Source organism: Pseudomonas sp. GW821-FHT05D12 (genome assembly GCF_059419825.1).
Genome location: NZ_JBWKSN010000006.1, coordinates 339,313 through 365,323 on the forward strand (window position 1 = coordinate 339,313; position 26,011 = coordinate 365,323).

General features: G+C 64.4%; 22 protein-coding genes. 3 read left to right on the forward strand and 19 right to left on the reverse strand.

All coding sequences use genetic code 11. The features are described from left to right. Positions 1 to 524: 524 nt before the first annotated feature. The 19 genes from AC07SI_RS14005 to AC07SI_RS14095 all read right to left on the reverse strand — a co-directional run bounded on the left by AC07SI_RS14005 (position 525) and on the right by AC07SI_RS14095 (position 20,722). A complete protein-coding gene (locus AC07SI_RS14005; protein ID WP_495005908.1) occupies positions 525 to 1,880 on the reverse strand; it encodes an LLM class flavin-dependent oxidoreductase in 1,356 nt (451 codons plus the stop codon). Positions 1,881 to 1,900: 20 nt separating this feature from the next. Further along, positions 1,901 to 2,335 (reverse strand): RidA family protein, encoded by a 435-nt coding sequence (locus tag AC07SI_RS14010; RefSeq protein ID WP_106803223.1) that lies wholly within the window; start codon positions 2,333 to 2,335, stop codon positions 1,901 to 1,903. A gap of 11 nt (positions 2,336 to 2,346) precedes the next feature. Continuing rightward, positions 2,347 to 3,930, reverse strand: coding sequence for a flavin monoamine oxidase family protein (locus tag AC07SI_RS14015; protein WP_065903546.1), 1,584 nt, complete (start codon positions 3,928 to 3,930; stop codon positions 2,347 to 2,349). 12 nt (positions 3,931 to 3,942) lie between these two features. After that, positions 3,943 to 4,866, reverse strand: coding sequence for an ABC transporter substrate-binding protein (locus AC07SI_RS14020; protein WP_065903548.1), 924 nt, complete (start codon positions 4,864 to 4,866; stop codon positions 3,943 to 3,945). A gap of 18 nt (positions 4,867 to 4,884) precedes the next feature. Beyond that, a complete protein-coding gene (locus AC07SI_RS14025) occupies positions 4,885 to 5,658 on the reverse strand; it encodes an amino acid ABC transporter ATP-binding protein (protein ID WP_065903551.1) in 774 nt (257 codons plus the stop codon). Further along, positions 5,651 to 6,622: an amino acid ABC transporter permease gene (locus AC07SI_RS14030; protein ID WP_065903553.1), complete on the reverse strand. Its 972-nt coding sequence runs from the start codon at positions 6,620 to 6,622 to the stop codon at positions 5,651 to 5,653. Before AC07SI_RS14030 ends, AC07SI_RS14025 begins: the two co-directional genes overlap by 8 nt. A 16-nt stretch (positions 6,623 to 6,638) precedes the next feature. Then, positions 6,639 to 9,032 (reverse strand): TonB-dependent receptor plug domain-containing protein, encoded by a 2,394-nt coding sequence (locus AC07SI_RS14035; protein WP_495005909.1) that lies wholly within the window; start codon positions 9,030 to 9,032, stop codon positions 6,639 to 6,641. A gap of 791 nt (positions 9,033 to 9,823) precedes the next feature. Continuing rightward, entirely contained in the window at positions 9,824 to 11,947 is a 2,124-nt protein-coding gene (gene gspD, locus AC07SI_RS14040) for a type II secretion system secretin GspD (protein WP_495005910.1), read from the reverse strand. A 5-nt stretch (positions 11,948 to 11,952) separates the two neighbouring features. Beyond that, positions 11,953 to 12,471, reverse strand: coding sequence for a type II secretion system protein, XpsN-like (locus tag AC07SI_RS14045; protein ID WP_065903562.1), 519 nt, complete (start codon positions 12,469 to 12,471; stop codon positions 11,953 to 11,955). Continuing rightward, positions 12,468 to 13,067 carry a type II secretion system protein GspM gene (gene gspM, locus AC07SI_RS14050; RefSeq protein WP_120449156.1) on the reverse strand — a complete coding sequence of 200 codons (600 nt, stop codon included), beginning with the start codon at positions 13,065 to 13,067 and terminating at the stop codon, positions 12,468 to 12,470. Before gspM ends, AC07SI_RS14045 begins: the two co-directional genes overlap by 4 nt. Then, positions 13,042 to 14,034 (reverse strand): PilN domain-containing protein, encoded by a 993-nt coding sequence (locus tag AC07SI_RS14055; protein WP_262133261.1) that lies wholly within the window; start codon positions 14,032 to 14,034, stop codon positions 13,042 to 13,044. Before AC07SI_RS14055 ends, gspM begins: the two co-directional genes overlap by 26 nt. Beyond that, entirely contained in the window at positions 14,031 to 14,732 is a 702-nt protein-coding gene (locus AC07SI_RS14060) for a general secretion pathway protein GspK (protein WP_106803218.1), read from the reverse strand. Before AC07SI_RS14060 ends, AC07SI_RS14055 begins: the two co-directional genes overlap by 4 nt. After that, complete coding sequence (locus tag AC07SI_RS14065; protein ID WP_065903570.1) at positions 14,729 to 15,337, reverse strand: prepilin-type N-terminal cleavage/methylation domain-containing protein; 609 nt, start codon at positions 15,335 to 15,337, stop codon at positions 14,729 to 14,731. Before AC07SI_RS14065 ends, AC07SI_RS14060 begins: the two co-directional genes overlap by 4 nt. Beyond that, positions 15,334 to 15,666 carry a prepilin-type N-terminal cleavage/methylation domain-containing protein gene (locus tag AC07SI_RS14070; RefSeq protein ID WP_106803216.1) on the reverse strand — a complete coding sequence of 111 codons (333 nt, stop codon included), beginning with the start codon at positions 15,664 to 15,666 and terminating at the stop codon, positions 15,334 to 15,336. Before AC07SI_RS14070 ends, AC07SI_RS14065 begins: the two co-directional genes overlap by 4 nt. After that, entirely contained in the window at positions 15,663 to 16,088 is a 426-nt protein-coding gene (locus AC07SI_RS14075; RefSeq protein ID WP_262133259.1) for a GspH/FimT family pseudopilin, read from the reverse strand. Before AC07SI_RS14075 ends, AC07SI_RS14070 begins: the two co-directional genes overlap by 4 nt. 7 nt (positions 16,089 to 16,095) lie before the next feature. Further along, positions 16,096 to 16,506: a type II secretion system major pseudopilin GspG gene (gspG, locus tag AC07SI_RS14080; RefSeq protein ID WP_106803214.1), complete on the reverse strand. Its 411-nt coding sequence runs from the start codon at positions 16,504 to 16,506 to the stop codon at positions 16,096 to 16,098. Between the two features lie 20 nt (positions 16,507 to 16,526). Beyond that, positions 16,527 to 17,723: a type II secretion system inner membrane protein GspF gene (gene gspF / locus AC07SI_RS14085; protein ID WP_495005911.1), complete on the reverse strand. Its 1,197-nt coding sequence runs from the start codon at positions 17,721 to 17,723 to the stop codon at positions 16,527 to 16,529. Beyond that, positions 17,720 to 19,417 (reverse strand): type II secretion system ATPase GspE, encoded by a 1,698-nt coding sequence (gspE, locus tag AC07SI_RS14090; protein WP_495005912.1) that lies wholly within the window; start codon positions 19,415 to 19,417, stop codon positions 17,720 to 17,722. Before gspE ends, gspF begins: the two co-directional genes overlap by 4 nt. Before the next feature lie 264 nt (positions 19,418 to 19,681). Continuing rightward, complete coding sequence (locus AC07SI_RS14095) at positions 19,682 to 20,722, reverse strand: LacI family DNA-binding transcriptional regulator (protein ID WP_282397084.1); 1,041 nt, start codon at positions 20,720 to 20,722, stop codon at positions 19,682 to 19,684. A gap of 209 nt (positions 20,723 to 20,931) precedes the next feature. Here AC07SI_RS14095 and AC07SI_RS14100 point away from each other — a divergent pair, with 209 nt between their 5' ends. Genes AC07SI_RS14100 through AC07SI_RS14110 form a run of 3 tightly spaced genes read left to right on the forward strand, consistent with a single transcriptional unit; the run spans position 20,932 to position 25,378 of the window. Then, on the forward strand, positions 20,932 to 23,115 hold the full coding sequence (locus tag AC07SI_RS14100) for a TonB-dependent receptor (protein WP_495005913.1): 2,184 nt from the start codon (positions 20,932 to 20,934) through the stop codon (positions 23,113 to 23,115). A gap of 2 nt (positions 23,116 to 23,117) precedes the next feature. Then, on the forward strand, positions 23,118 to 24,449 hold the full coding sequence (locus AC07SI_RS14105; RefSeq protein WP_495005914.1) for an LLM class flavin-dependent oxidoreductase: 1,332 nt from the start codon (positions 23,118 to 23,120) through the stop codon (positions 24,447 to 24,449). After that, a complete protein-coding gene (locus AC07SI_RS14110; protein ID WP_495005915.1) occupies positions 24,446 to 25,378 on the forward strand; it encodes a sulfonate ABC transporter substrate-binding protein in 933 nt (310 codons plus the stop codon). Before AC07SI_RS14105 ends, AC07SI_RS14110 begins: the two co-directional genes overlap by 4 nt. Positions 25,379 to 26,011: the final 633 nt, after the last annotated feature.

Genomic DNA, 26,011 nt, shown 5'->3' on the forward strand with positions numbered 1-26,011 from the left:
CAGGCACCTGATGCATCAACTGACACACCGCCTTCGCGGGCAAGCCCGCTCCCACAGGGGGCTCAAGGTATGGCTCAGGCAACCGGGCATATGGAGATCAAATGTGGGAGCTGGCTTGCCTGCGATGGTCGTTAACGATGACGCGGAAATATCAGAATGTACGCAGCGCCATCACATTTTTTCGCCGGCAAACCGGCTCCCGCAGAGATCAAAAAGCGCATCCACGATGCGAAGCGAGCCGCTTTTGATCTTGATCCTAGGCGCCCCATTAAACACGCTGGCCGCACGCAGGTTTGAATCCGTGGGTAACCCGGCAGGACGCCGGGTTAGCCGCACTGGGCCAGGGATGGCCCATTGCGGCGGCCCACGGATTCAAGCCTGCGTGCGGGCACACCGAGCCTAGGCGAGGTGCCGAGTGTTGGGGCAAGAGCCCTTTTGGTTACTTTTGGGGCTTTTCCAAAAGTGACCCGCCGTAAGGGCGGAACCCATTGCAGCCGTTACCCAACAACGGATCCCCACACAATCTAAGCCCCTACAACCTTCAAAACCTCATCCGTCACCCGCGCCGCCGTGTGGCGATTCACCGGCACCGGCAAGCCCAGGTGCCCACGCAAAGTGTCGTGGCTGTACTCATGGCGAAACAACCCACGCTCACGCAACAGCGGCAACACTTGGTCGGTAAACCGCGCAAAGTCATCCGGCGCGCCCACGTGGATGTTGAAACCATCCACCGCGCCCTCGACGAACCAGCGCTCGATCTCGTCCGCCACGGTCTTCGGCGAGCCGACGAAACTCGAAAACGGCTTGGCAAAACGCAGCGCCGCCTGGCGCAGGGTCAGCTTCTGGTCACGGGCCACCTGCTTGATGTTCTCGGCATGCCCGCGATAACCGTTGCTGCCCAGGTCGCCCAGTTCCGGAAAAGGTTCGTCGAGCGGGTACTGGCTGAAGTCGTGGTAGTTGAACGGCCGCCCCAGTTGTACCAGCGCCTTGTCCAGGTCCAGCTCGCCATTGCGCGCGCGGTCGATGGCCTGGGCCTCTTCGTCGGTGTCGGCAATGATCGGCGAAATGCCCGGCAGGATGGTCACGTGGTCAGGGTTGCGCCCCGCCGCTGCGGTGCGTCGCTTGATGTCGCTGTAGTAGGCCTGGGCATCCTCGAAGTTACCCACGCCGGCAAAAATCCCCTCGGCATAATTGGCCGCCAGGCTGCGCCCGGACTCGGAGATGCCCGCCTGGAAAATCACCGGCTGCCCCTGCGCCGAACGCTGGATATTCAGCGGCCCGGTCACCGAGAAAAACTCGCCATGGTGGTCAAGACGATGTTGGCGCTGCGGGTCGAGAAAGACCTTGCTGGCTTTGTCGCGCACGAAGGCGTCGTCCTCGTAGGAATCCCACAGGCCTTGCACCACCTCCAGGTGTTCGGCCGCGCGGCGGTAGCGCTCGGTATGGTCGATATGCTGTTCACGGCCAAAGTTGCCAGCCGCGCCCTCCAGGCCCGTGGTGACCACGTTCCAGCCGGCACGCCCGCCGCTGATCAGGTCCAGCGAGGCGAACTGCCGCGCGACGTTGAAAGGTTCGGTATAGGAGGTGGTCAACGTCGCCACCAGGCCGATCTTCGAGGTCGCCCCGGCGATGGCCGAGAGCAGGGTCAGCGGCTCCAGGCGGTTGAGAAAATGCGGCGCCGAATCCGCAGTGATGTAGGGGCTGTCGACGATGAAGACCAGGTCGAACTTGGCCGCTTCCGCCTGCCGCGCCTGGGCACGGTACCAGTCGATATCGACACTGGCATCGCCTGGGATCTGCGGGTGCAGCCATTCGTTTTGCGCGGTGCCGACACCGGTGAGGATGGCGCCGAATTTGAGTTGCCGTAGTGCTGTGGACATGGGAGGTCTCCTGGTTGGCATCAAGCGGTGCGGGCAGCGATGGCTTCGACTTCCACCAGTGCACCGGGCAGTGGCAACGCCACCACTTGCAACGCCGTGCGCGCGGGTTTGTGCGGCTGCTCGGGCGTGCCGAAGAACTGCGTATAGCCACGCTGCAAGCCGGCAAAATCGAGCTTGCCGGCCGTCTCTTCGGCGCCGACCAGGAACACGCGCAATTGCACGATATCGCCCAGGTCGAGGTCGTGTTGCTGAAGGATCCTGCGGATCTTGTTGAACACCGACACGGTCTGCACTTCGGTATCGCCATAAGCCGCCGGCGTGCCCGCCTGGGCATTGGCGTCGTGCAGGTCCGGCAAGGTGCCGCTGACGAAGATCAGGCTGGCGGAGGCCGGCACGGTGACGGTCTGCGAGATCGGGAAATCGCCGACGCTGGTACGTTGAATGCTGTCGCTCATGGTGTTGATCCTCAGGAGGCGGCCAGGGCCGCAAGGTGGGTTTGTTGGGTCACGCGCTCAGCCAATTGCGCGACCACATGCCGTGCGGAGTTGGCCGCCGATTCCTGCCAGATGCCCACGCCGCTTTGCACCAGGCCATCGCCGGCGAAGTACACGCGCCCATGCGCCTGTTCGAGCAAGGCACTGGCGTCGGCGGGGAAGTGTTCGCGTTGCAGCCACGGGCCTTCGCTGTAGGGAATCTGTTCCCAGGACACGGCCAGCGGGTTGCGCAGGTGTTTCGAGTAGCCCGGGTGCAACAGCTCCACGGCTTCCTTGGAGGTGGCGTACTGCTTGTCGAACGGCTGGGCGCCAAAGGCAGCGGCGCCCTCCCCGGTCACGTAGCCCGCCACCAGCAGGCCTTCGCGGGTATTGAGGTCGTTGCTCGGGTACCACAGCAGGCGCGCCGGGTGCTCGATCCAGGACAGGCCGCCGTAGGTGCGATAGTCGGTCTCCCAGAAGCGCGGCGATTGCCAGGCGACTTTGGTGGCCTGGTCGCTGCGGGTGCTGAGCAAGGCGGCCTTGATCGGGTCGCTGAAGTCCGTATCGAGCCTGGCCAGCAGCGGCAACGGCAGGGTCGAGACCAGGTAATCGGCGCGAACCACCTGTTCACGGCCACTCGGGGTGTCGTGGTAGGTGACAGCCACGCCGTCTTCCAGCTGGCGGATCTGGCGCACCTGCGCGCCCAGTTGCACCTGTCCACGGACCCGCTCGTAGAACGCATCGGTGATGCGGTCCATGCCGCCGACCGGCTGGAACATGGTCGCCGAGAATTCCGGAAACTCGGTATGCAACAAAGCGCCCCAGAGTTCCGGGTGCAGCAGTTGATCCAGCGCCAGCGGACCACGGCTGGCCGGCAAGGCACCAGGATGCGCGGGCGATTCCAGGTGCCCGGAACGAATCGTGCCCTCGAAGGCCAGCTCCTGGGACAGGTCGCCATACACCTGCAGGAACGCCAGCAACCGCGTGCGTTCTTCACTGCTCAACACATCATCGAGGGCATCGCGCTGCACCGCCTTGGCCAGCAACCCGGACAGGTGCCCGCGCGCATCGTTGATCGCCTGGCCGACAGTGAACGCCGGCTTGCTCACATCCGGCCGCACCTGGGCGCCATGGCTGCTGTTGACCAGCACTTCGAGGGGCACGCCCAGCTCGCTGCAGTAGTCGAGAATCGTGCGGTGCTGGCTGGGGATGCGCGCAGGGCCGGCGTTGAAATACAGGCCCTGATCGAATGCCACGGTCTGCGTGCGACCGTCCTTGTAGTCGACGCGGTCGCCGTTGCGCAGGGTCCAGGTGCGTCCGCCGACCCGCTCACGCGCCTCCAGCACTTGCACACTGAAGCCGGCGCGGGTCAATTCCAGGGCGGTGACCAGCCCGGCAATCCCGGCACCGAGCACCAGCACGCGGGTGCCCTGCCCCAGGCCTTCCTTGAGTTTCAGCGGTTGCGGGCGGCGGTGGGATGAAGGCCCCAGGCCCAATACCGCGAGCGCATCCTTGACGGCTTTTTCGCCGCCGACCGCAGCAATGCTGGACAGCGCTTCACGTCGTGTCAGTCCCATGTCAAATCCTCCTTAATCCGGCAGGCCCGGTGGGTTGATCAGCGACTTGTCGACCCGCTCCACGTCCAGGCCCCAGCGTTGCAGCACCTGCTCGTATTGGCCGCCGGCAATCGCGCCTTCCAGCGCGGTGTGGATCGGCTTGACCAGACCATTGTCCTTGCGCGTGGTCACGGCGATATCCGCCTGCAACGGCCAGCCACCGTTGACGGTGCCGACGCGCTTGATGCCGCCGGTGATCGCGGCGGAATAGGCGTACACCGAGTTCGGCCCGAACAGCGCATCACTGCGCCCGGACTGCACCGCCAGTTGCGCAGCGGCCTGGTCGTCGAAGTACTGCAACAGCGCAGGCTTGCGGCCGGCCTTTTCATTGGCGTCGTTCCAGGCCAGCAGGACTTTTTCCTGGTTGGTGCCGGAACCGACGATGATCTTCAGCCCGGCAATGTCCTCGGCCTGTTTGATCTCAGTGATCTTGCTGGTGCTCTTCACGTAGAAGCCCAGCACGTCCTGGCGATAGGTGGCGAAGTCAAAGCGCTTCTTGCGCGCCTCGGTCACGGTGACGTTGCTGATCACCGCGTCGTATTTGCCCGAACTGACACCCAGGGGCCAGTCTTCCCAACTGGTCTGCACCACGTTGAGTTGCAGGCCGAGGCTGTCGGCCACCAGTTGCGCGGTATCGGCTTCGCTGCCGATGGTGGTCTTGTCGTCACTGGCGAGCAGGGCAAGGGGCGGCCCGGCGACACCGGACACGGCGACGGTGAACTTGCCCGGCTGGGCGAACTTGAAACCTGGCGGGATCTGCGCGATCGCCGCTTCATTGCGCGGCACATGGATGCGCACGCGGTCAGGGCTGAGGTCAACCTGTTGCACGGCGAAGGCGCTTTGCGCGGTGCTGACGGCCAGCGCCAGCAGGGCCACGCGGGCTGTGGTGATAAACATGGGCAGTCACTCCTTGAACTAAAGCACCTTGCCGAGAAAGGCCACGGTGCGGGGATGTCGGGGTTGGCGGAAAATTTGTTCGGGCGGGCCTTCTTCAATCAGTTGCCCGTCACAGAGGAACACCACGTGGTCGGCCACTTCGCGGGCAAAGCCGATTTCGTGGGTGACGATCACCAGGGTCACGCCCAATTGGGTCAGGCCCTTGATCACGTCGAGCACCTCGCCCACCAGTTCCGGGTCGAGGGCCGAGGTCGGTTCATCGAACAGCAGCACCTTGGGGTCCAGCGCCAGGGCGCGGGCGATGGCGACGCGCTGTTGCTGGCCGCCGGAGAGCTGGCGCGGGTAGGCGTCGACCTTGTCGGCCAGGCCCACCTTGGCCAGCAGTTCACTGGCCTTGGCCTGCGCCTCGGCCTTGCTCCAGCGCTTGTGGGCCAGCGGCGCCTCGGCGATGTTTTCCCAGGCAGTGAGGTGCGGGAACAGGTTGAAGTTCTGGAACACGAAACCGACGTCGATACGCCGCTTGAGAATCTCGCGCTCCTTGAGTTCATAGAGCAGGTCGCCCTTGCGCCGGTAGCCGACGTATTCACCGTCGATGGTGATGTGCCCGCTGTCGATCTTCTCCAGGTGGTTGATGGTGCGCAGCAGGGTGGATTTGCCCGAGCCCGAAGGCCCGAGAATCACCGTGACCTTGCCCGGATCGATGGTCAGGTCGATGTCCTTGAGCACCTGCTGGTTGCCAAAGCGCTTGCCCACGCCCTGGATCTGGATACGCCCGGCGCGTGCTTCAGCCATGGGTTTTCTCCTTCAGCCAGCCGCGTATGCGTTGCAGCGGCGTGGGCGGCAACACGCGCGCGGTGCCCCGTGCAAAGTGGCGCTCGACGTAGTACTGCGCGCTGGTGAGCACGGTGGTGATGATCAGGTACCAGACGGTCGCGACGATCAGCAGCGGGATCACCGCCTGGGTGCGGTTGTAGATGACCTGCACGGTGTAGAACAGCTCCGGCAGGGCCAGCACGTAGACAATCGAGGTGCCCTTGACCAGGCCGATGATTTCGTTGAAACCCGACGGCAGGATCGAGCGCAGCGCCTGGGGCAGGATGATCCGGAAGATCCGCCGCGAAGCCGGCAGCCCCAGGGCCGCCGCGGCCTCATGCTGGCCGGCGTCGACGCCGATCAGGCCGCCGCGAATGATCTCGGCCGCATAGGCCGCCTGCATCAGGCTCAGGCCAAGCACCGCCACGGTGAATTGGCTGAGCACGTCCACCGTCGACCACTCGGCGAAGACCACGCTGGTGAATGGCACGCCGAGCACGATGTGGTCGTACAGGTAGGCGAAGTTGTAGAGGATGATCAGCACCAGTAATGCCGGCATCGAGCGGAAAAACCAGATATAGCCCCAGGCCAGGGCCGCCAGCAACGGCGACCCCGACAGCCGCGCCAGCGCCAGCGCGGTGCCGAGGATGATGCTGAACACGGTGCTCAGCAGGGTCAGCAACAGCGTCTGGCCGAGGCCGCGCAGCACCGACGGCGAGAAGAACCACTGCCCGAACACGCCCCACTCCCAGCGTGGGTTGGTGGCCAGGGAGTGCACGATGGCGAGCAGCACCAGCGCGGCAAAGATCGACCCTGCCCAGCGCCAGGGGTGCCGGGCCGGCACCACCTGCAAGGCCTTGATCGGCGTGGAGACACGGCTCTGGCGAACCGGCTGGTCGGTGACCTCATCAATCAGGTCATAGGATTTGGCGACAATGGGCATGGTTTATTCCTCGGCCTTAGAAGGCATAGGTCAAGCGGGTGTAGTAGTAGCCACCGGTAAAACCGAAGGGCGAATAGGTGCCGTAGCTGCTGACCATGGTGCTGCTGGGTACGCCTTGTTTCTTGGGGTAGACGTCGAACAGGTTCTTGGCCCCGATGGCCACGTTGAGGTCTTTGGTGAGGTTGTAGCCAAGGTCGAGGTCGGTGATCCATTTGGCGCTGTAGACCCGGTCGAGGCTGCGGTCATCGGAGACGTTGACCTCCTTGTAGGAGCCGTAGCGGGTCAGGGCCAGGTTGAGGTTGAAGCGGTCGATGCTCCAGTCGCCGCCCAGGATCAGCTTGGTGCTGGGCTGCACACCGGTGATCAGGTTGCGCGCCTGGCGGTCCATCAGGTCATAGGCGGTGCCCAGGATCGTGGTCGACTCCTTGTAGTTGAGGATCTTGGTCTGGTTCCAGTTGAACGCCGCCGTCCACTTCAGCGCGCCGTATTGGCCCAGGTCCTGGCTGTAGTTGCCGACCAGGTCCAGGCCTTTGGTGCGGGTGTCGGCACCGTTGATGAAGTACTGCCCGCCGGACGTGGAGGTGATGCCGTTGCCTTGCAGTACCTGGGTGATTTCCGGGCCGAGCAAGGTACCGGTGAGGGTGATGCGGTCACGCAGGTTGATCACGTAGGCGTCGGCGGTGAAGTTCAGGCGATCGGTGGGCGTCAGGGTGAAACCGAGGCTGAAGTTGGTCGAGCGCTCGGGCTTGAGTTCCTCGGCACCGAGGGCCTTGGCCGCCGCCGAACCGACCGGCAGCACGCCGTAGTTGATCGACTGGTACACCCCGTTCACCACGCCATACGTGGTCGAGCGCGCACTGAACAGGCTGTTGGCCAGGGACGGTGCACGGAAGCCATTGCTCACGGTGGCGCGCACGGCGAACTGCGGGGTGAAGTCATAGCGGGTGGTCAGCTTGCCGCTGCGGGTCGCACCCACGCCCTGGTTGTAGTGTTCGTAGCGAAAGGCAGTGCCCACGTACCAGTCCGGCACGGGGTTGAAGCCGACGTCGACATAGCTGGCCAGGCTGTTGCGCGAGGCGCTGCTTTCTTCATCCGGCGAAATGCCGTTGGTGACCTGCGCCCCGGACGATGCACAGTTGCCCGGCGCCACGCAGTAGCCGCCGTTGGCGTAGGACGCGTAATCACCGGCCTGGACCTCATAGGTGTCACGTCGATGCTCGAAGCCGTAACTCAGGTCCAGGGGCTTTTGCAGGCCGATGTCGAAGCCGCGCTTGAAGTCGAGGTTGGTGGTGAGCTCGGTGGAAATCCAGGTGCCGGAGGTGAAGTGGTTCGGCGTGGCCTCGCCCAGCGACGGGTTCTGGTTATGCGTGGTGCCCTGCTCTGCGTCGTTGCGCCCGTAGGTGGTGGACAAGTCCCAGTCCCACTCGCCGACCGTGCCTTTGCCACCCAACGCGGCCTGGAAATCGTCCTCGTCGATAAACCAGGTCGGCGTGTAGCCGCCAGGGTAACCGTTGGGTCCGGTGGTGATGGTGTTGGTGATGGTCGGCAGGCGGAAGTTCTGGCCCTGCTCGGCCTTGCGTCGCGAATAGGTGGTGAAAGAGTAGAGGCTGAAGCTGTCGCCGATCGGCAACTCGGCGTTGTAGCCCAGGGTCAGCAGGTTGGTCTTGGGGGGGCCGTAGCCGCCGTAGGTCGAGCGCCCGGCCTGCTCATAGGCCTGGGCGTAGGTGTAGCCGTTGGCGCTGGCCTTGTTGTCATCGTTCTGGCTGCGCGCATCCAGCGCCAGTTGCACGATGCCGCCGTTGCCGATTTCAAAGCCCTTGTTGAGGCTTTGCTGCACAGTCTGCTTCTTGCCGTCATAACCCTGGCCGACATTGGTCACCGAGGTGCCGCTGGTGTCGGCCTTGAGGATCACGTTGATCACCCCGGCGATGGCATCCGAACCGTACTGGGCAGCGGCACCGTCGCGCAGCACTTCCACATGGTCGATGGCGCTGATGGGGATCAGGTCGAGGTCGGCCGGCGCCGCGCCGGTGTTGATGCCGTTGATATTCAAGGTCGCGGCCGTGTGGCGGCGCTTGCCATTGACCAGCACCAGCACTTCGGCGGCGCTCATGCCACGCAGGTTGGGTGCGCGGGCAATGCCGCTGGCGTCCCAGCCGGTCTTTTCCGGCAGGGTCAGCGACGGGATCACTGCGCTCAGCGCTTCCATCAGACCGGGCTTGCCGGTGCTCTGCAATTGCTTGGCGCTGACCACATCGATCGGCACCGGGCTGCTGGTGACCGTGCGCTGTTCGGCGCCACGGTTACCGGTGACCACCACGGTAGACAGGGTGCTGTCGTCCTGGGCCTGGGCCGCAGCGGCCAGGATTGCCAGGGCCACTACGGCGGTCGGTTGTAAAACGTGCTTCATAGCCACTCCAGACTTTCCAAATCGCGAGGTCGGGCAATCACGCGGTCGTGCGCGGTGCTCGATGTTTTTCAAGGGGTGTCGCGGCGATTGGAACTAGGTGTGGGGCAGGTGTGGGGATTGAATTGGCAACATACGTTGAACTCCCTTCCAACGATTCTGCCGCAGGGCGCGTGACCCGGTTGTGGCGGGCAGAATCTGAATTACGCTGGGTACCATCCGAGGTCAGGGGTAGGCTGTTGGATTCAACATAAAGGAATGGATATCAAAAATATAATGCTATTTGGGTATAAGCTAATATTCTCTAAATTCATTATTTGTTATTTGTTTTATTCTTGTTGGTAATGTCTTTTTGAGATTATGTTTGGTGCGGGGCGAGGGTGCATATCCGTTATCTGGGTGACGGCGGCTATGGGTTCCGCCCTTACGGCGGCTCACTTTTGAAAAGCGCAAAAGTAAGCAAAACGCTCTTGCCCCACCACTCGGCACCTCGCCTAGGCTCGGCGTGCCCGTAATCCGACATTGATTTGGGGCGCCGCCGCCACGCGCCATCCATGGCGCGGGGCGGCTAAACCGGCATCCCTGCCGGTTTACCCCCCAAATCAATATCGAATTCCGGCCAGCGTGGTTAATGGGGCGCCTGAGGATCAAGATCAAAAGCCGGATCAAAGGCTGATTGGCTTTTCTGTGGGAGCTGGCTTGCCTGCGATGCGCACACCTCGGTAAATCAGGCATACCCAGGTGACGCCATCGCAGGCAAGCCAGCGCCTACATGTTGACCACACCGGTCGGCCTCAAGGCCGCAACAGCTGCATCTGCTGCCGATAATCATCTGTCACCTGCCGCGCCTGGCCATTGCTGGTGATCACCTTGGGCGTGATCAACACTATCAACTCGGTGCGATCCTTGGACTTGCTGGTATTGCCGAACAACCACCGCAACCCGGGGATTTTCCCCAGGTACGGCACCGCGCTGACGCTCTCGGCGTTGTCCTGTTTGATCAACCCACCGAGCAATACCGTCTGCCCGCTCTGCACCGCGACCTGGGTCGACACCGAGCGCGTGGAGATGCGCGGGTTCACCGGCGTGTCGCTGTTGGAACCCGGGTTCTCGGCGTCGCTGACCTGCTGTTGAATATCCATATACACCAGGCCACCCGGATTGATGCGCGGCACCACATCCAGGATCACCCCGGTCTGTACATATTCGACGCTGCTCAAGGTGGTGTCCGCATCACCGGTGTTCACCGTGGTCTGGCTGATGGGAATGTTGTCGCCGACCTGGATCTGCGCCGGCTGGTTGTTCATTACCACCAGCGACGGCGCCGACAACACCTGGGTGCGGCCGTTGGTTTCCAGGGCGTGCAAGGCCACTTGCAGGTTGGAACTGACGAAGGAGTAGAACAGCGAATCCGTCGCGCCCAGCCCTGCCCCGCCGCCGCCCAGGGCGCCTTGGCTGCCCGACGCATTCGCCACTGTGGTGCTGGCGGAATTTCCCGCCAGGCGCCCCAGGTACCACTGCACGCCGAGGTCCAGCTCGCCGGTGAGCTTGACCTCGAGGATGCGGGTCTCGATCTGCACTTGCAGCGGTGGGTTGTCGAGGCGCTTGATCGCGGCTTCGATCTCTTTCCACTGTGCCGGGCGGGTGCGCACCAGCAGTTGGTTACTGCTTTGTTGTGCGGTGATGCGGGTGCCGGCCTCGAGGCTTTTATCCGGCGCGGCGGGTGGCGTTTCCCCGGTGGCTTCGGGCTCATCGGCAGGCGGCGGCGGAGTGTTCTGCAAGCCGCCGCCGCTGCTGTTGAGCGATGACAGGGTGGTGGTGCGCAGGCCCGGTGCGACTCTGGCCGGGGTGTCGTCCTTGATCGCGCCATTGCCGTAGATCTGCCGCAAGTATTTGGCCAGGTCGGAGGCTTTCATGTTGCGCACATCGTAGACGTACATCTGCGGCTCGTTGCCGCCGCCTTCATCGATGGTGCGGATCCAGTCGCCCACTTCGCTGAGGTACTGCGGCTGTGAAGAGATCGCCACCACCGAGTTGGTGCGCTCGATCGGCAAAAACCGCAGCATGCCGGCCAGAGGCATGCCGCTGTCCGGGCCGAACAGGCTCTGCAGCTCGGGCATCAGCTCGGCCACCGAAGCACGTTGCAGGCCGAATACGCCCACCGACATGCCCTTGAGCCAGTCCACGTCGAAGGTGTCGATGGTGTCCTGGTAATTGGCCAGTTCATCCGGGGTGCCCGCCAGGCTCAGCACGTTGCGCGCCGGGTCCACCAGCAAGAATGCGTTCTCCCGGGCGAACGGCTTGAGCAGTTTCTGCATCTCGGTCGCCGAGATATACCGCAACGCAAACAGCCGCGCCGACAAGCCGCTGGACGGCTTGGCCACCGGCATTTGCGGCACCAGCTTGCCCGCCACGGCCTGGCTGGCCGGCAGGATCACGTAGCGCTGGCCCTGGCGGATCATGGCGTTATCGGTCCACGACAGCAGGGTTTCGAGGATCGACAGCGCCTGCTGTTTGTCCACCGGCTTGGAGGTGGAAAAGCTGACATTGCCCTTCACGCCCTGGGCAATGGTGTAATTCTCATGCAGCAGGTCGCCCATCACGCTGTTGATCACCGCTTCAATGGGCTGGTCCTGGAAGTTGAACACGATATCGCCGCTGCCCTCCTCCTTCCCCGGCGCCGTGGCGGCGGGCTGGCGCACGAACTGCTGGTTGCCGCGAATCAGCTGGCGCTGCGGCGGCGCAGGGATGGCCGCTTGCGGGTTTTCGGCCACGGGCGGTGCGCTGGGCGGACGTTGCGAACCGGTGCCTTGCATGGCTTCGTGGAGCAGATCGTCGTCCGGCTCGAGACGCTCGGGAAAGGCGCCACAGCCACCCAGGGCAATGGCGGTGGCCAGGCAAAACGTTGAGGTGCGCATATCGATCAAGGGAGGGGCTCGCGGGGAAGAGAAGTCGGTGGGCGGGAGGACGGCGGCGGCAAGCGCCTGGCGTAGAGGCTCAAGGTTTGCGTGCGGCCGTCCAGCACAAAACGGGCGTATTGCGGGGTCAGGTGTTCCAGGCGCCAGCCGTTGGGCAGGGTCTGCCCCAGGCGCACAGTCAACGCGCGGCCATCGGCCTGCTTGAGCATCGCCATCTGCAGGTTGCCGGTGATCATGATCCCGCTGAGGGTCAGGTTGGCCAGGCTCGACACCTGGGCCTTGCCGACCACGCGATCGGGGCTGCGATCGGGGCTGAACAGCGGCGCCTGCCAGGTGGCGGCGAGGCTTTCCAACGGCACGCTGGGCGCCACCTGCACCCTGGCCGAAGGATGGGCACGCGCGGCGGGTTCGGGCAGCCACTGCGGCTCATCGCCGATGCTGCTGAGGATCACCGCCATCAACACGCCCAAGGCGGCAGCCAGGACCAGCAGGCCCCATTCGAGGGGGCGCAAGGCACTGATCATCGCGCCCCCTGCGGTTGCAGGTAGCCGCGCACCAGCAGGTGCACCACCAGTTGGCCCGCGCCGCCACTGGCCGGGGCCTGCTGGCTACGGCGCACGCGCAGTGCATCGACGAACAGGAACGGCGGCTGGTATTCCAGCTCGTGCAGGATCGCCGTGAGCGGCTCGATGGCGCAGTTGAGGGTGAGGCTGACCTTGACCTGGCGATAGGGCTCGCCGTCGTCCTGCTCCGGGGTGATGGGCTGGCGCTGGGTCAGGCTGCAGCCGCCGCCGAGGTTGGCGTGGCTGTTGATCAGATCGGCGAGGCGTTGCATCAGGTCGGCGGCGACTACGTCGGGGTCATCCCCGGGCAACAGGCTGGTGCTGCTGGCCGGGTCCTGCCTGGCCTGCTCCAGTTGCTGGCGCAGGGAATCGCCCTGGCGCAGCACGCCGGCGTAGCGTTGCTGCTGCTCGCGCAGTTGCTCGGCCTGTTCGCCCATGGCGCGCAGGGGGCCGGCGAACCAGCTGTCGATCAGCAGCCAATAGGCCGCGCCGACCACCATGGCCAACAACAGCAAGGCAGCGCCACGACGTTCACGGGGTGTGAGGGGTCGGCGCATCGGCGGCCTCCTGGCGTAGATGCGCGCGCAAGGCAAACTGGTCCTTGCCGGTGCGGGCATCGGGTTGAATCACCCCTTCGAACTGGGCGTTTTCAAGGCTGTGGCAGCCCTTGATCCGGGTGATCAGGGCGCTGGCCTTGGCGCTTTGCCCGGCAAACGAAATCTCGCCGTCCTTCACATCCAGCTGGTCGAGCCAGGTGTCGGCGGGCAGGCAGGTGGTCAAGTCATTGAGCAGCGCAGCCAGGGGCGGTTGCGCCAGTTTGCGCCGGGTCAGGTACTGCGCCGCACCACGCGTGGTGAGCAGTTGCTGGCGCAGCGCATGCACATGCGCGACCTCGGCCTTTTGCTGCTGGACACTGGCGTGCATGGCGTCGAGCACGCGTTGGCGGTCGTTGAGCCACAGCAGCATCGCCGCAATCAGCAAGGCGCCGCACAGCCACGGCAGGCTGCGTTGCAAGCCCTTGCCCACCGGGCGTTGACGCGGACGCAGCGGCGCTGGAAGCAGGTCGATGCCCAGATTGGCCACATCCACCCGATGGGGATGCAGACCGAACGCTGCGCAGTCGATAAGGATCTGGTCCAGGCGCTCGCGCAGGATGGCGACCAATGTCACCTCAAGGTGGCTGGACGTGCGCCGTTCCTGGCGGGCGACGAAGTACAGCTGTTCGGCTTCGAACGGCGTGTAGCGGTCCAGTTCATAGCCGACCACGGCGTTGAGGTTGCGCGCCGCTGCCAGCGGCAGTTGCACGGTTTGCAGCAACACCGCCTCGGGCGCGAGCATCAGCACCTGGCGCGTGCTATCCACGGCAACCGGCGCCGTCAGCGGCCACGGGTGGATCTGCTCCGGCGGTTCGCGCAGCACCAGCCAACGCGGCAGGCAACCGCGCAGTTCCGCGAGCCACAGGCGCCAGCCTTGTTGCAGCAGGCTGCCACGCCAGTGCCGGGCAATGGGTTCGAGTCGATTCATTCTTGCCAACGCAGCACCCGGTAGGGTTGTGCGCTGTCCTCCGATGGGCTCAATAAAACCGTGACTTGCAGCCGGGCCTGATAGCCGCCGGGGCGTTGGGCGCGGCTGTCGACCACCAGCACTTCTCCCGGGTCGGCGCCCTCGGCGTCCGCGTGTGGCAGGTTGAGTGCCTGGCGCATCAAGGGACTGGCGAAGGCCGGGTCGGGGCGATCGAGGTCGCTCCACAAGGTGATCTCGGGCAGCAGTTGGCTGTACAGCGCCTGGGTCATGCCGGGCAACTGGCGCACTTCTTCCAGCACCCGAAACGGCGCCAGGCCCTGGTTGCGTCGCGCCTCCAGCGCCTTGACCCACTGCCCGGCCTCGGCCGGACTGGCGCCGCAGGCCAGGGCCAGGCGCATGAGGTCCTGCGCCTCGGCGTTGATCAGGTAGAGCTTGCCGCGCTCGCTGCGCAGGTTCACCTGCACCTGCGCGTCATCAAAACTCAAGGCCCTGTCGCGGCCATCGGCGATCCAGTGTCGATCAGCCATGGCCATGGCGATGCCGGCTTCGGCGGCCAGTACGGTCTGGGTGTGCTGGCGCAGCCACAGGGCCTGGCGGCTTTCCAGTTGCACCCAGCCGGCCAGGCCGCCGAGCAACACGGCGAGCAAGGCCAGCACCCACAGCACCAGCAGCAGCGCGGCACCGCGCTGGCGCCTCATTCCTCGACGCTCCCACTGGACAGGTTCAGGCGCAGGGCAATCACCTGGGTCACCCAGGGCACCGGTCCGTCGACATGCGCGGCGATACGCACCGCCGCCGGCAGGCGCCGGGGCCACGGCCAGGTGTCGATCCAACCAGTCGGTTGGCCCAGCGGGGATAGCCCGCGATAGCTCAGTTGCAGCCTTTGCAGGTGGTCGAGCAGCACCTGCGGCTCATCACGCGCGACGGTGCTGGCCGATTCCAAGCGCGAAAACGCCACCTGCAATTGCTGCCCGGTCCTTTGCACCGTGAAGCGTTGAATGCCGCCGCCGAGCACACCGGGCAAGGTCGCCACAAACTGCAGGCGCTCGGGCGTGCCGACAAAAAACCCATCGGCCTGGCTGTCGTCCTCGGTCACATCCAGGGGCAGCGCTTCGCTGATCGCCGTGCGCAAGAACTGCTGGGCGGCGCGCCTTTCATCCAGGCTGACTGTGTAGCGCTGGGCCTTGGCCACCGCGCGATTGGCGCCCAGCAATGCGCCGCCCACCAGCACCAGCAACACGCTGAGCAAACTCAGGACCACTAGGATTTCCAGCAAGGTGAAGCCCTGCTCGCGGCGCGTCACAGGCGTGCCTTCAGGGTGCTGAAGTGCGCCTGGTGCTGGCCTTCGCGCACGCTCAAGTCGAGGCGAAACAGCTGCGGCTGCTGGCGGGTACGGGTCAGTTGCCAGTGGATGCCATCCAGTTCGCCCTGGCTGCGCCCTTCGACCAGGCGCCCGGCCGCTTCCTGGTCCAGCACGGTGAGCGCCACGTGGGTGAGCCGATCGCTGCGGGCGACGTGTGCCAACGAGCGCGCGCTCTGGCCGAACGCGACCAGCAGCACCGTGCTGCACACCGCCATCAGCGTCAACGCCGCGAGCATTTCGAGCAGGGTGAATCCCGCCTGGCGTTTCATGGCAGCACCCTGGACTGGACGCTGCCGGTCAGCCAGCCGATATCAATGCGCCAACGCCGACTGCCGTTGGCCAACACCAGATGGCCACCGGTGGAACTGCCATCGGGGTAAAACTCGATGGCCGATCCCGCCTGTTCAGCCGTGTGCAACCTGACCTGCAACTCAGGCGGCCAGTGTTGCAGCGCACGGCCCGGCGCCTGGAATGTCCTGCCCGGCAAATCAAATGCCGTGCGCGCTACCTGGCCGTCGACAATCGCCCCGGCCCGCGTGGTACGCAGCGCATCGACCAGTTGCCCGACCACCCGCCGCTCCTGCGCCGCCTGCAGCCCCTGGCGCACCCCCAGCCCCAGCAGCCCGGCAGCGACGCCCAGCAGCAGGATCACCACCAGCATCTCCAGCAGGGTAAAGCCGCGCTGGGCCATCGCCGGGTTACTCCCAATTGCCCAGGTCGGCGCTGTAGCCGTCGCCGCCCGGTTGGCCGTCCTGGCCGTAGAAGATCAAGTCGAAAGCGCCGTGTTCACCGGGGAAGCGATAACCGAAGGCGTGGCCGAACGGGTCCTTGAGGTCCGACGGCTTGGCGTATGGCCCGGCCCAACTGGCCGCGTTGCCGGGCTTGTCCACCAACTGCTGCAGGTTGTTGGGCGGCGAGCCGACATCCAGGGCGTAGCTGTCGATTTTCATGCTCAGGCTCGCCAGCTGCGCCTTGCCCGCGCCGTATTTGCCCTTGTCCACATTGCCGCCGACCTGGCGTACCACAATGGTTGCCACGATGCCCAGCAGCACGATCACCGCGAGCATTTCCAGCAGGGTGAAACCGCGTTGGCGGCGTGAAGATTTCATCAGTCTGGCTCCTTGAAGATTCATATATTGCTGGTCAGGCTCATCAGCGGCAGCATGATCGCCAGCATGATCACCGCCACCAGCACGGCCATGACCACAGTCAGCGACGGCACCAGCGCGGCGAGCAGGCGGTCGATGCCGCGCTTGGCCTCGACGTCGAAAATGTCGGCCACCTTGAGCAGCATGCTGTCCAGTTCCCCGGCCTGTTCGCCGACGTCAATCATTTGCAGGGCCAGCTCCGGCAGCAGCGGTTGGCTGCCGAATGCACTGGCCAGGGTGCCGCCGCCTTTCACCGACTCCGCCGCCTGCGCCACCTGGGCCTGCAGCGCGCGATTGCTGCAGACCTGGCGCGCGATCACCAACGCTTGCAGCAGCGCCACGCCGTTGCTGAGCAAGGTGCCGAGGGTGCGCGCCAGACGCGCGGCTTCGACCCGCTGCAACAGCGGACCGATCACGCGCAGGCCGAGCAGGCGCCGGTCGTGGCGTTGCCGGCGCAGGGGATCGCGCAGGCGCGCGGCGAGTGTCCAGGCCGTCACGATCAACGCCGCCAACACCGCCAGGCCATAGCGACCGAGGAACTGGCCGAGCGCGAGAATCACCTCGGTGATCCATGGAATCGGCACGCCCAGGTCCTCGAAGATCGGCACGAATTGCGGCACCACGTACGCCAGCAGCAGCGCCAGGGAACCGAGCACGCCGACCACCAGGAACGCGGGATAGATCAGCGCATTGATCACTTCGCCCCTTAATAACTGGCTGCGCTCCAGGTAATCGCTGAGCTGGCGCAAGGTGCTTTCCAGCGCGCCGCCAGCTTCACCGGCACGCACCATGCTCAGGTACAGCGGGGAAAAGTTGTCGCCCTCTTGCGCAAGCGCCGCGGATAACGTCTGGCCTGCCTTGACCTGCTCGCGGATGCGTTCGATCAACGCGCGCACCGCGGGCGGGCCGGGCTGTTTGAGCAACAGGCCGAGGGCACGTTCCAGGGGCTGGCCGGCGCCCAACAGCGTGGCCAGTTGCTGGGTGAAACTCACCAGCGCTGCGCCCTTCAACGGCCCGCGCGTGTTGCGCAGCAGCCGGCTGCCCGCCGCTTCGATGTGCAGCAGCAACAAGCCGCGCTTGTGCAACGCAGCGACGGCGGCAGCCTGGTCGGCGGCATCCAACGTGCCGCTCTGCGTGGCACCCTGGCTGTCCAGGGCGCGGAATTTGAACAGGCTCACGCGCCCTCTCCACGGGTGACGCGCAGTACTTCTTCCAGCGAGGTAACGCCCGCCAAGGCCTGGCGCAGGCCTTCTTCATGCAAGGTGCGCAGGCCGGCGCGACGGGCGGCCTGCTCCAGAGTGTCGGCGTCGGCGTGGCGCATCAGCAGGCTGCGCAGTTCATCGTTCATCACCAACAGTTCGGTGATGGCGCTGCGGCCGTGATAACTGCCGCGGTAGAGCAGGATCGGGCGCTGTTCGGTCAGGCGGTCGAGGCCATGTTCCTCGACCAATTCCGGCGGTGCTTCGAACGCGACGCGCGTGGCCGGGTCCAGCCGACGCACCAGGCGCTGCGCCAGGATGCCGCTGACGGTCGAGGCGATCAGGTAACTTTCCACGCCCATGACCAGCAGCCGCGTGATACTCGCGGCGGCGCTGTTGGTGTGCAGGGTGGACAGCACGAGGTGGCCGGTGAGGGAGGACTGGATAGCGATGCGGCAGGTTTCTAGGTCGCGGATCTCGCCGATCATGATCACGTCCGGGTCCTGGCGCACGATGGAGCGCAGCGCACCGGCGAAGTCCAGGCCGATGGCCGGCTTGACCTGGATCTGGTTGATGCCTTCGAGCTGGTACTCCACCGGGTCTTCCACGGTGATGATCTTGCGTTCGGTGGTGTTGAGCCGCGCCAACGCGGTGTACAGCGTGGTGGTCTTGCCCGAACCGGTGGGCCCGGTGACCAGCAGGATGCCGTGGGGCCGCTCCAGCAGATCGAGGAAGGCCGCCAGGCGCTGGCCGTCGAAGCCCAGGCTGGGGAAGTCGAACTGCACGGTCTGCCGGTCCAGCAGGCGCATCACCACCGATTCGCCGAAACTGGTGGGCACCGTGGAGACCCGCAGGTCCAGCTCCTTGCCCTGGATACGCAACATGATCCGCCCGTCCTGGGGCAGGCGCCGCTCGGCGATGTCCAGGCGCGCCATGATTTTCACCCGCGAGATCACCGCCGCCGACGAACTGGCCGGCGGCGCCTCCGCGTCGTGCAGCACGCCGTCGATGCGGTAGCGCACCTTGAGCTGGTTTTCGAAAGGTTCGATATGGATATCCGACGCGCGCTGTTCCACGGCGCGCTGCAGGATCAGGTTGACCAGGCGAATCACCGGCGCTTCGGAGGCCATGTCCTTGAGGTGTTCGATATCTTCCAGCGCGCCGCCCTGCTCATCGAGGTTCTCGATCAGCGTGCCCATGGCGGAACGCCCCTGGCCGTAATAGCGCTCGATCAGCGTGTCGACTTCAGTACGCGGGCCGATCGCCAGCCACACCGGCACCTGGCAGGCGTAGGCCAGGGCCTGGAACGGATAGGCCTGCGCGGGGTTGGCCGCGAGCACGCGCAGCCCGCCCTGGTTCCAGCCCATGGGCACCACCTGGTAGTGGCGCATGAAGCGCTCGGTGAGCGCCGGCAAAGGGTCGAGCAGCGGCGGCGCGGCGTCCGCCAGCAACAGCGGCGCACCGAGCAGGCCGGCCCAGGCACGCGCCAGCTCGACTTCCGAGACCAGCCCCAGGCGCGTCAGCAGCCCCAGCAGGTCGTCGGCATCGGTGGACAAGCGTCGGGCACGCTCCAGGTCGACGGTTTTCAGCCCGGCGTGCTGCATCAGCCACGCGCACACTTGGTCGGTGTGCGGTATCTGCAGATGGCAGGCATCGATAGGCATGGACGACATAGTAGTGGGTGTCTGATTGCGAGAAAGTATGGCTATTTGGAACTACTGGGCATTAAAGGTAAAAGGCCATTAGTTCGCCACGCCGCAGTCGAAGTTAACCGGGGTTATCGACTGGAAGTTACAACGCTAGTTCCGGAAGCTCGGAAACAAACTGAAAAGAATAGCCAAGGACTGTCCCGAATTTCCGGTACAACCCTTCATTTAAAGCCTTCGTTACCTGCCGTCAGGATTTGGCTAATTGCAATTAGCCACGTGCTTAGTTATTCAGGCACTTTCGCGCTCGATCAAGCGACATTGCAAAAGATTCAAGCGCTGAACTTCTTCTTCAACCGGCAATACGCCCAAACTTTGCAGAACCCGCGTCGCTGCTAATACACCGATATCCAGGGCCGGCGGTTTGATCGTACTGAGGCTCGGCAACAACATTTCGGCAAACGGATAATCGCCGAACCCCAGCACCGCGCAGTCCTGCGGGATCTTCACGCCGGCACGCTGCCCGGCCAACAGGCCGCCGGCGGCCAGGTTGTCATTGGCGAAGAAGATCGCGTCGGGCGGTGTCGCATGGCCCATCAGGGTTTCCATCGCCTGCTTGCCCGCTTCAAAGGGCGCGCGGTCAGCGTCGGGGGCGAATACCCAGGGGTCGACGCCCAACGCCGTCAGCGTCGCGGCGAACCCGTCTCGCCGCTCCAACGCGCTGAAGTCGCCCGGGGCGCTGTTCTGCACGAAGGCGATGCGCCGATAGCCCTGGCCATGCAGGTAGCGCGCGGCCGTGACGCCCACGTCGTAGTGGGAAAAGCCGATCTGCAACGGCTCGCGCTCGGGCACGTAGTCCCAGGTTTCCACCACCGGGATATCGACGTCGGCGATCATCTTTTCGGTGCCCGCGCTGTGGAAGCGACTGGTCAGCACCAGCGCCGCCGGCGACCAGCCGAGGAAGGCGCGCACCGCGCTTTCTTCCTGTTCGGCGCTGAAGTAACTGGACGCCAGCAACAGCTGGTAGCCGTGGCGGCTGAGCGTGTCGCTGAAACCCTGGATGGTATTGGCGAAGATCGGCCCCGAGATGTTCGGGATCACCATCGCCACGATCCGCCCCCGCGCCGAGGCCAGCCCGCCGGCCACCAGATTGGGTACATAGCCGAGTTCGGCGACTACCGCGGCGATGCGCTCGCGACGCTCGGGCGAGACCTGTTCCGGCTGGTTGAAATAGCGCGACACGGTAATCGCCGATACCCCGGCCTGGCGCGCCACGGTGTTCAAGGTGACGCGCCCGGCGCCACGGCGTTTGCGCGGTTTGTCTTCGCTCACGGGATGATCCTGTTAAAAACCAAAAAGAATATAGGGCTAATTTTTTAGTATTTGACGCTCTAAACCAGACCTACCAATAATGCCGATGTTAGCGCTAACAAAGCGCGTTGTCTGCTACTCGCTCGAGCGAATGCCCAAGACAGTTTCACAGGCGCTGACGGTCGCAAGAACCGCAGCGGTTCAGGGCATTTCTTTCGAGCGGACACAGCATGCACAAACGCACTCACTTGTTTTTACTCGCCGGCTTGACGGCCCTCCCCGTACCCGGCGCCTTTGCCGCCGACGAAGCGGAACCGACGCTCAAGTCCGTCACGGTCACGGCCACCCGCCGCGAAGAGTCGCTGCAAAAGGTCCCGGTGGCGGTCTCCGTCCTGGACGGCGAGCAACTGGAGCGCGACAACCGCAACGGCGTGGCGAGCATCGCACAACAAGTGCCGTCACTGAACTTCCGCACCGGCGCATCGAACAAGGACACGTCGCTGTTCGTGCGCGGCGTCGGCACCATTTCCACCTCCCCTGGCGTCGAGCCGACCGTGGCCACCGTAGTCGACGGCGTGGTCTACGCGCGCCCCGGCCAGGCCACCCTCGACCTGCTCGACCTGGAACGCATCGAAGTGCTGCGCGGCCCGCAAGGCACGCTGTTCGGCAAGAACGCCTCGGCCGGCGTGCTGAACATCACCAGCAAGGCGCCGACGGCCGAAACCCATGGCTATATCGACCAGTCCTACTACAGTGGCAATGAAAGCCGTACCCGCTTCGGCATCGGCGGCAGCCTGGTGCCGGACGTGCTCAAGGGCTCGATCAGCACGTTGTTCGGCAGCTACGATGGCAACGTCGACAACCAACATAATGGCCAGGAGGTCAACGGCTACAACCACAAGGGCATTCGCGGCAAACTGGAATTCACCCCGAATGACGACGTGAAACTGACCCTGATCGCCGACTACATGCAGTCCCAAGACGATGCGCCGAATGGCGTGGTGAGCAAGTCCCTGACCCCGGCCTTCGCCAATGCGTTGAACCCGGTGCGTGCCTCCAGCGACAACCGTGATATCAACACCGACACCCGCAGCCATGTGGAAGACACCAACAAGGGTTTGTCTGCGCAACTGGACTGGAACCTGGGCGACTACACCCTGACCTCGATCACCGCTTGGCGCGGCTGGGACAACACCCAGTACCAGGATGGCGACCGCCTCGGCAGCGTCACCGCCGCGTTCCCCGGCACCGCCGACAAAGGCGAGCTGGCCTTCGACCAATACTCCCAGGAACTGCGCCTGGCGTCGCCCAAAGGTGAATTCCTGGAGTACGTCGGCGGCCTGTTCTACATGCACGGCAAAGACAAAGAGACCTACCAGCGCACGCTGACGACCACCACACGCACCGACCGCGGGATCGCCGACTACAGCACCACCAGCGACAGCTACGCTGTATTCGGCGAGACCACACTGAATTTCACCTCGCGCTTTCGCGGCATCGCCGGCCTGCGCTATACCCACGACGACCTGAAATACGACCACCGTCGCACCTCCACCTCGGCCACCCTGGTCAGCGGGATTCAACCGGCCACCTCGAGTTCCGGCTCGGTGGATGAGGATGGCTGGTCCGGCCGCCTCGGCGTGCAGTACGACATCACCGACAACATCACCAGCTACCTCACCTACTCGCGCGGCTACAAAGGCCCGGCGTACAACGTGTTCTTCAACATGCTGGCGCGTGACACCGACGCGCTCAAGCCGGAAACCTCCAACACCTGGGAAGCCGGGATCAAGGCCACGGCCTGGAACAACCGCCTGACCACCAACCTGGCGGTGTTCCACAGCGATTACGACAACTACCAGGCCAACTTTTTCGACACGGTCGCCGGGCAGGTGGTCACGCGCCTGATCAACGCCGGCAGCGTCAGCACCGAGGGCGTCGAACTGGATTACGCCTTGCAGGCCACCCAACAGCTGAAATTCTCGGGTGCCCTGGCCTACACCCGTGCACGCATCGATGAATTCGCCTGCCCGGCGGGCGCGGCGGCCACCTGTAATGTCAATGGCAAGCCGCTGCCGTACAGCCCGGACTGGAAAAGCTACGTGCGCGCCGACTACACAATCCCGCTGGATAACGGCCTGGACATCGAACTGGGCACCGATTACAGCTGGCAGAGCGAAGTGCAGTACGACATCAGCCAGAATGTCGACACCAAGCAAGGCGCCTACGGCATCTGGAACGCCAGCGTGGCCCTGGCCGACTACAGCAACGGCTGGCGCGTGGCATTCCTGGCCAAGAACCTTGCCGATAAGTCCTACTCACCGCTGCTGGCCACCGGCGGCAACTACATCTACCGCGCCGTGCCCCGTGACGATGAACGTTACTTCGGCGTGCAACTGCGCAAGGATTTCTAAGCATGAGCCGTCAACTGAAACTCGGCGCCTTCCTGATGGCCACCGGGCACCATGTCGCCGCCTGGCGCCACCCGGACGTGCCGGCGAATGCCGGGCTGGATTTCGCCCAGTACAAACACCTGGCGCGCGTGGCCGAGGCGGCGAAGTTCGATGCGCTGTTCGTGGCGGACAGCATCGCTGCCGCCACCGGTGAGGTCGCCAGCCATATGGCGCGCTCGGACCATTTCGAACCGCTGACGTTGCTGTCGGCGTTGAGTGCAGTGACGGAGCATATCGGCCTGATCGCCACGGCGACCACCAGCTATAACGAGCCTTACCATGTGGCGCGTAAATTCGCCTCGCTGGATCACTTGTCCGGCGGGCGCGCCGGCTGGAACCTGGTGACCTCGGACAACGCCGCCGAAGCGCAGAACTTCGGGCGCGAGGAACACCTGGGCCATGCTGAGCGCTACAGCCGCGCGCGCGAGTTTCACCAAGTGGTCACCGGCCTGTGGGACAGCTGGGAAGACGATGCCTTTGTACGCGACAAAGCCAGTGGCACCTATTACGACCCGAGCAAGCGGCATGTGCTGGAGCATGTCGGCGAACACTTCCGGGTCAAGGGCCCGTTGAATGTGGCGCGCTCGCCCCAGGGCCAGCCGGTGATCGTGCAGGCCGGCTCTTCCGAGGCGGGCCGCGAGCTGGCGGCGCAGACCGCCGAGGTGGTGTTTACCGCGCAGACGTCGCTGGCGAATGCCCAGGCGTTCTATGCCGACCTCAAGGCGCGTTTGAGCCGATATGGACGTGACGCGGACGCGCTGAAAATCATGCCCGGCGTGTTTGTGGTGGTCGGGCAGACCGAGGCCGAGGCGCAGGCCAAATTCGCCGCGTTCCAGGCGCTGGTTGAACCTGAAGTGGGCGTCGCGTTGCTGGGGCGCATGCTGGGCAATTTCGACCTGTCCGGCTACCCGCTGGACGGGCCGTTGCCGACGCTGCCGTTGACCGACAGCGGGCAGCGCAGCCGCCAGCAACTGTTGAGCGAACTGGCCGAACGCGAGCATCTGACACTGGCACAACTGGGCCGGCGAATTGCCGGCGGTCGCGGGCATTACAGCCTGATCGGCACACCCACGCAGATCGCCGACGAGCTGCAGCGCTGGTTCGAACAGGGTGCAGCGGATGGTTTCAATATCCTCGTGCCGCATCTGCCCGGGGGGCTGGAAGACTTTGCCCGCGAGGTGGTGCCCGAGCTGCAACGGCGCGGCCTGTTTCGCACCGAATACAGCGGCTCGACCTTGCGCGAAAACCTCGGTTTGGCGCGCCCGCAAAATCGCTTCAAGGAGGTTCAGGCATGAGGATTGCCGCGTTATTGCTCAGTCTGCTGGCGGTTACGCATACTGCGTTGGCGGCCGCACCGGACACCTTGCGCATCGGCTACCAGAAAGGCTCGATCGCCCTGGTGCTGGCCAAGGAACATGGCTTGCTCGAACAGCGCTTCCCGCAGACGACGGTGAAGTGGATCGAATTCCCCGCCGGCCCGCAGATGCTCGAAGCGCTCAACGTCGGTGCGCTGGACGTGGGCTCGACCGGCGACATCCCGCCGCTGTTCGCCCAGGCCGCCGGTGCCGACCTGGTCTACATCGGCGCCGAACCCGCCAAGCCCAGTGCCGAAACCATTCTGGTGCGCAACGACAGTCCGCTGCATTCAGTGGCGGACCTGAAGGGCAAGAAAGTCGCGTTCCAGAAAGGCTCCAGCTCCCATAACCTGATCCTGCGTGCCCTGAATAAAGCCGGCCTGAGCTACAAGGATATCCAGCCGGTGTACCTGCCCCCCGCTGACGCGCGCGCGGCGTTCGAACAAGGCAGCGTGGATGCCTGGGCGATCTGGGAACCCTACTCGTCACTCGCCTTGAGCCAGAGCCCCAGCCATGTGCTGGCGAACGGCGAAGGCCTGGGCCTATCGGGGCCGGTGTATACCGCGCGGCGCGAGTATGCGAAGGACAACGGCGGCTTTATCCATGATCTATTGGAGGAACTCAGCAGCGCCGAAGCCCTCACCCGCAGCCAGCGCGAAGACAGCCTGCGCGTGCTGACACAGTTCATGGGCCTGCCCCGCGAAGTGATCGCACGCTACATGGATAACCGCCCGCCTTCGCCGATCTTGCCGATTGATGAGGGGATCATTAACGCGCAGCAGGCGACGGCAGATTTGTTCTATCAGAACCACCTGCTGCCCAAGGCGATTGAAGTGAAGAAGGCAGCGTGGAGTGTTGACGCTCGCTGATAGCAGCACTGTGGAGATGCCCATGAAGGCGGTGGGTCAGTTGACCTTGTATCGACGGATAGCCCGCCATCGCAGGCAAGCCAGCTCCCACAGGTTGCGCGGTGCCCTAAGCCACAATACAAAACCCCATGTGGGAGCTGGCTTGCCTGCGAAGGCGGTGGGTCAGCCACTGCATGAGGTGACTGATACACCGCCTTCGCGAGCAAGCCCGCTCCCACAGTTTTGATCGTCGTCCGGGCTTGGATTCGGGATGTTTCGCCAACATTCGCGCCGACGGTACGACTCCGTTCGAACTTGAAATACAACCCAAATGTGGGAGCTGGCTTGCCTACGATAGCGGTCGGTCAGCCACTGCATGAGGTGACTGACACACCGCCTTCGCGAGCAAGCCCGCTCCCACAGTTTTGATCATCGTCCGGGTTTGGATTTGGGGTGTTTCGCCCACATTCGCGCCGACGGTACGACCCGGTTCGAACTTGAAATACAACCCAAATGTGGGAGCTGGCTTGCCTGCGATAGCTGTCGGTCAGCCACTGCATGAGGTGACTGGTACACAGCCTTCGCGAGCAAGCCCGCTCCCACAGTTTTGATCATCGTCCGGGTTTGGATTCGAGGTGTTTCGCCAACATTCGC

Bases quoted from the DNA above. Each gene is read 5' to 3' on its own strand.
- AC07SI_RS14110 (WP_495005915.1), top strand. From the start codon at position 24,446: ATGAGGATTGCCGCGTTATTGCTCAGTCTGCTGGCGGTTACGCATACT.
- AC07SI_RS14045 (WP_065903562.1), bottom strand. From the start codon at position 12,471: ATGATCAGTGCCTTGCGCCCCCTCGAATGGGGCCTGCTGGTCCTGGCT.
- AC07SI_RS14105 (WP_495005914.1), top strand. From the start codon at position 23,118: ATGAGCCGTCAACTGAAACTCGGCGCCTTCCTGATGGCCACCGGGCAC.
- gspM (WP_120449156.1), bottom strand. From the start codon at position 13,067: ATGCGCCGACCCCTCACACCCCGTGAACGTCGTGGCGCTGCCTTGCTG.
- gspE (WP_495005912.1), bottom strand. From the start codon at position 19,417: ATGTCGTCCATGCCTATCGATGCCTGCCATCTGCAGATACCGCACACC.
- AC07SI_RS14030 (WP_065903553.1), bottom strand. From the start codon at position 6,622: ATGCCCATTGTCGCCAAATCCTATGACCTGATTGATGAGGTCACCGAC.
- AC07SI_RS14015 (WP_065903546.1), bottom strand. From the start codon at position 3,930: ATGGGACTGACACGACGTGAAGCGCTGTCCAGCATTGCTGCGGTCGGC.
- AC07SI_RS14010 (WP_106803223.1), bottom strand. From the start codon at position 2,335: ATGAGCGACAGCATTCAACGTACCAGCGTCGGCGATTTCCCGATCTCG.
- AC07SI_RS14100 (WP_495005913.1), top strand. From the start codon at position 20,932: ATGCACAAACGCACTCACTTGTTTTTACTCGCCGGCTTGACGGCCCTC.
- AC07SI_RS14070 (WP_106803216.1), bottom strand. From the start codon at position 15,666: ATGAAACGCCAGGCGGGATTCACCCTGCTCGAAATGCTCGCGGCGTTG.
- gspD (WP_495005910.1), bottom strand. From the start codon at position 11,947: ATGCGCACCTCAACGTTTTGCCTGGCCACCGCCATTGCCCTGGGTGGC.
- AC07SI_RS14060 (WP_106803218.1), bottom strand. From the start codon at position 14,732: ATGAGGCGCCAGCGCGGTGCCGCGCTGCTGCTGGTGCTGTGGGTGCTG.
- AC07SI_RS14005 (WP_495005908.1), bottom strand. From the start codon at position 1,880: ATGTCCACAGCACTACGGCAACTCAAATTCGGCGCCATCCTCACCGGT.
- gspG (WP_106803214.1), bottom strand. From the start codon at position 16,506: ATGAAATCTTCACGCCGCCAACGCGGTTTCACCCTGCTGGAAATGCTC.
- AC07SI_RS14075 (WP_262133259.1), bottom strand. From the start codon at position 16,088: ATGGCCCAGCGCGGCTTTACCCTGCTGGAGATGCTGGTGGTGATCCTG.
- AC07SI_RS14035 (WP_495005909.1), bottom strand. From the start codon at position 9,032: ATGAAGCACGTTTTACAACCGACCGCCGTAGTGGCCCTGGCAATCCTG.
- AC07SI_RS14020 (WP_065903548.1), bottom strand. From the start codon at position 4,866: ATGTTTATCACCACAGCCCGCGTGGCCCTGCTGGCGCTGGCCGTCAGC.
- AC07SI_RS14025 (WP_065903551.1), bottom strand. From the start codon at position 5,658: ATGGCTGAAGCACGCGCCGGGCGTATCCAGATCCAGGGCGTGGGCAAG.
- AC07SI_RS14055 (WP_262133261.1), bottom strand. From the start codon at position 14,034: ATGAATCGACTCGAACCCATTGCCCGGCACTGGCGTGGCAGCCTGCTG.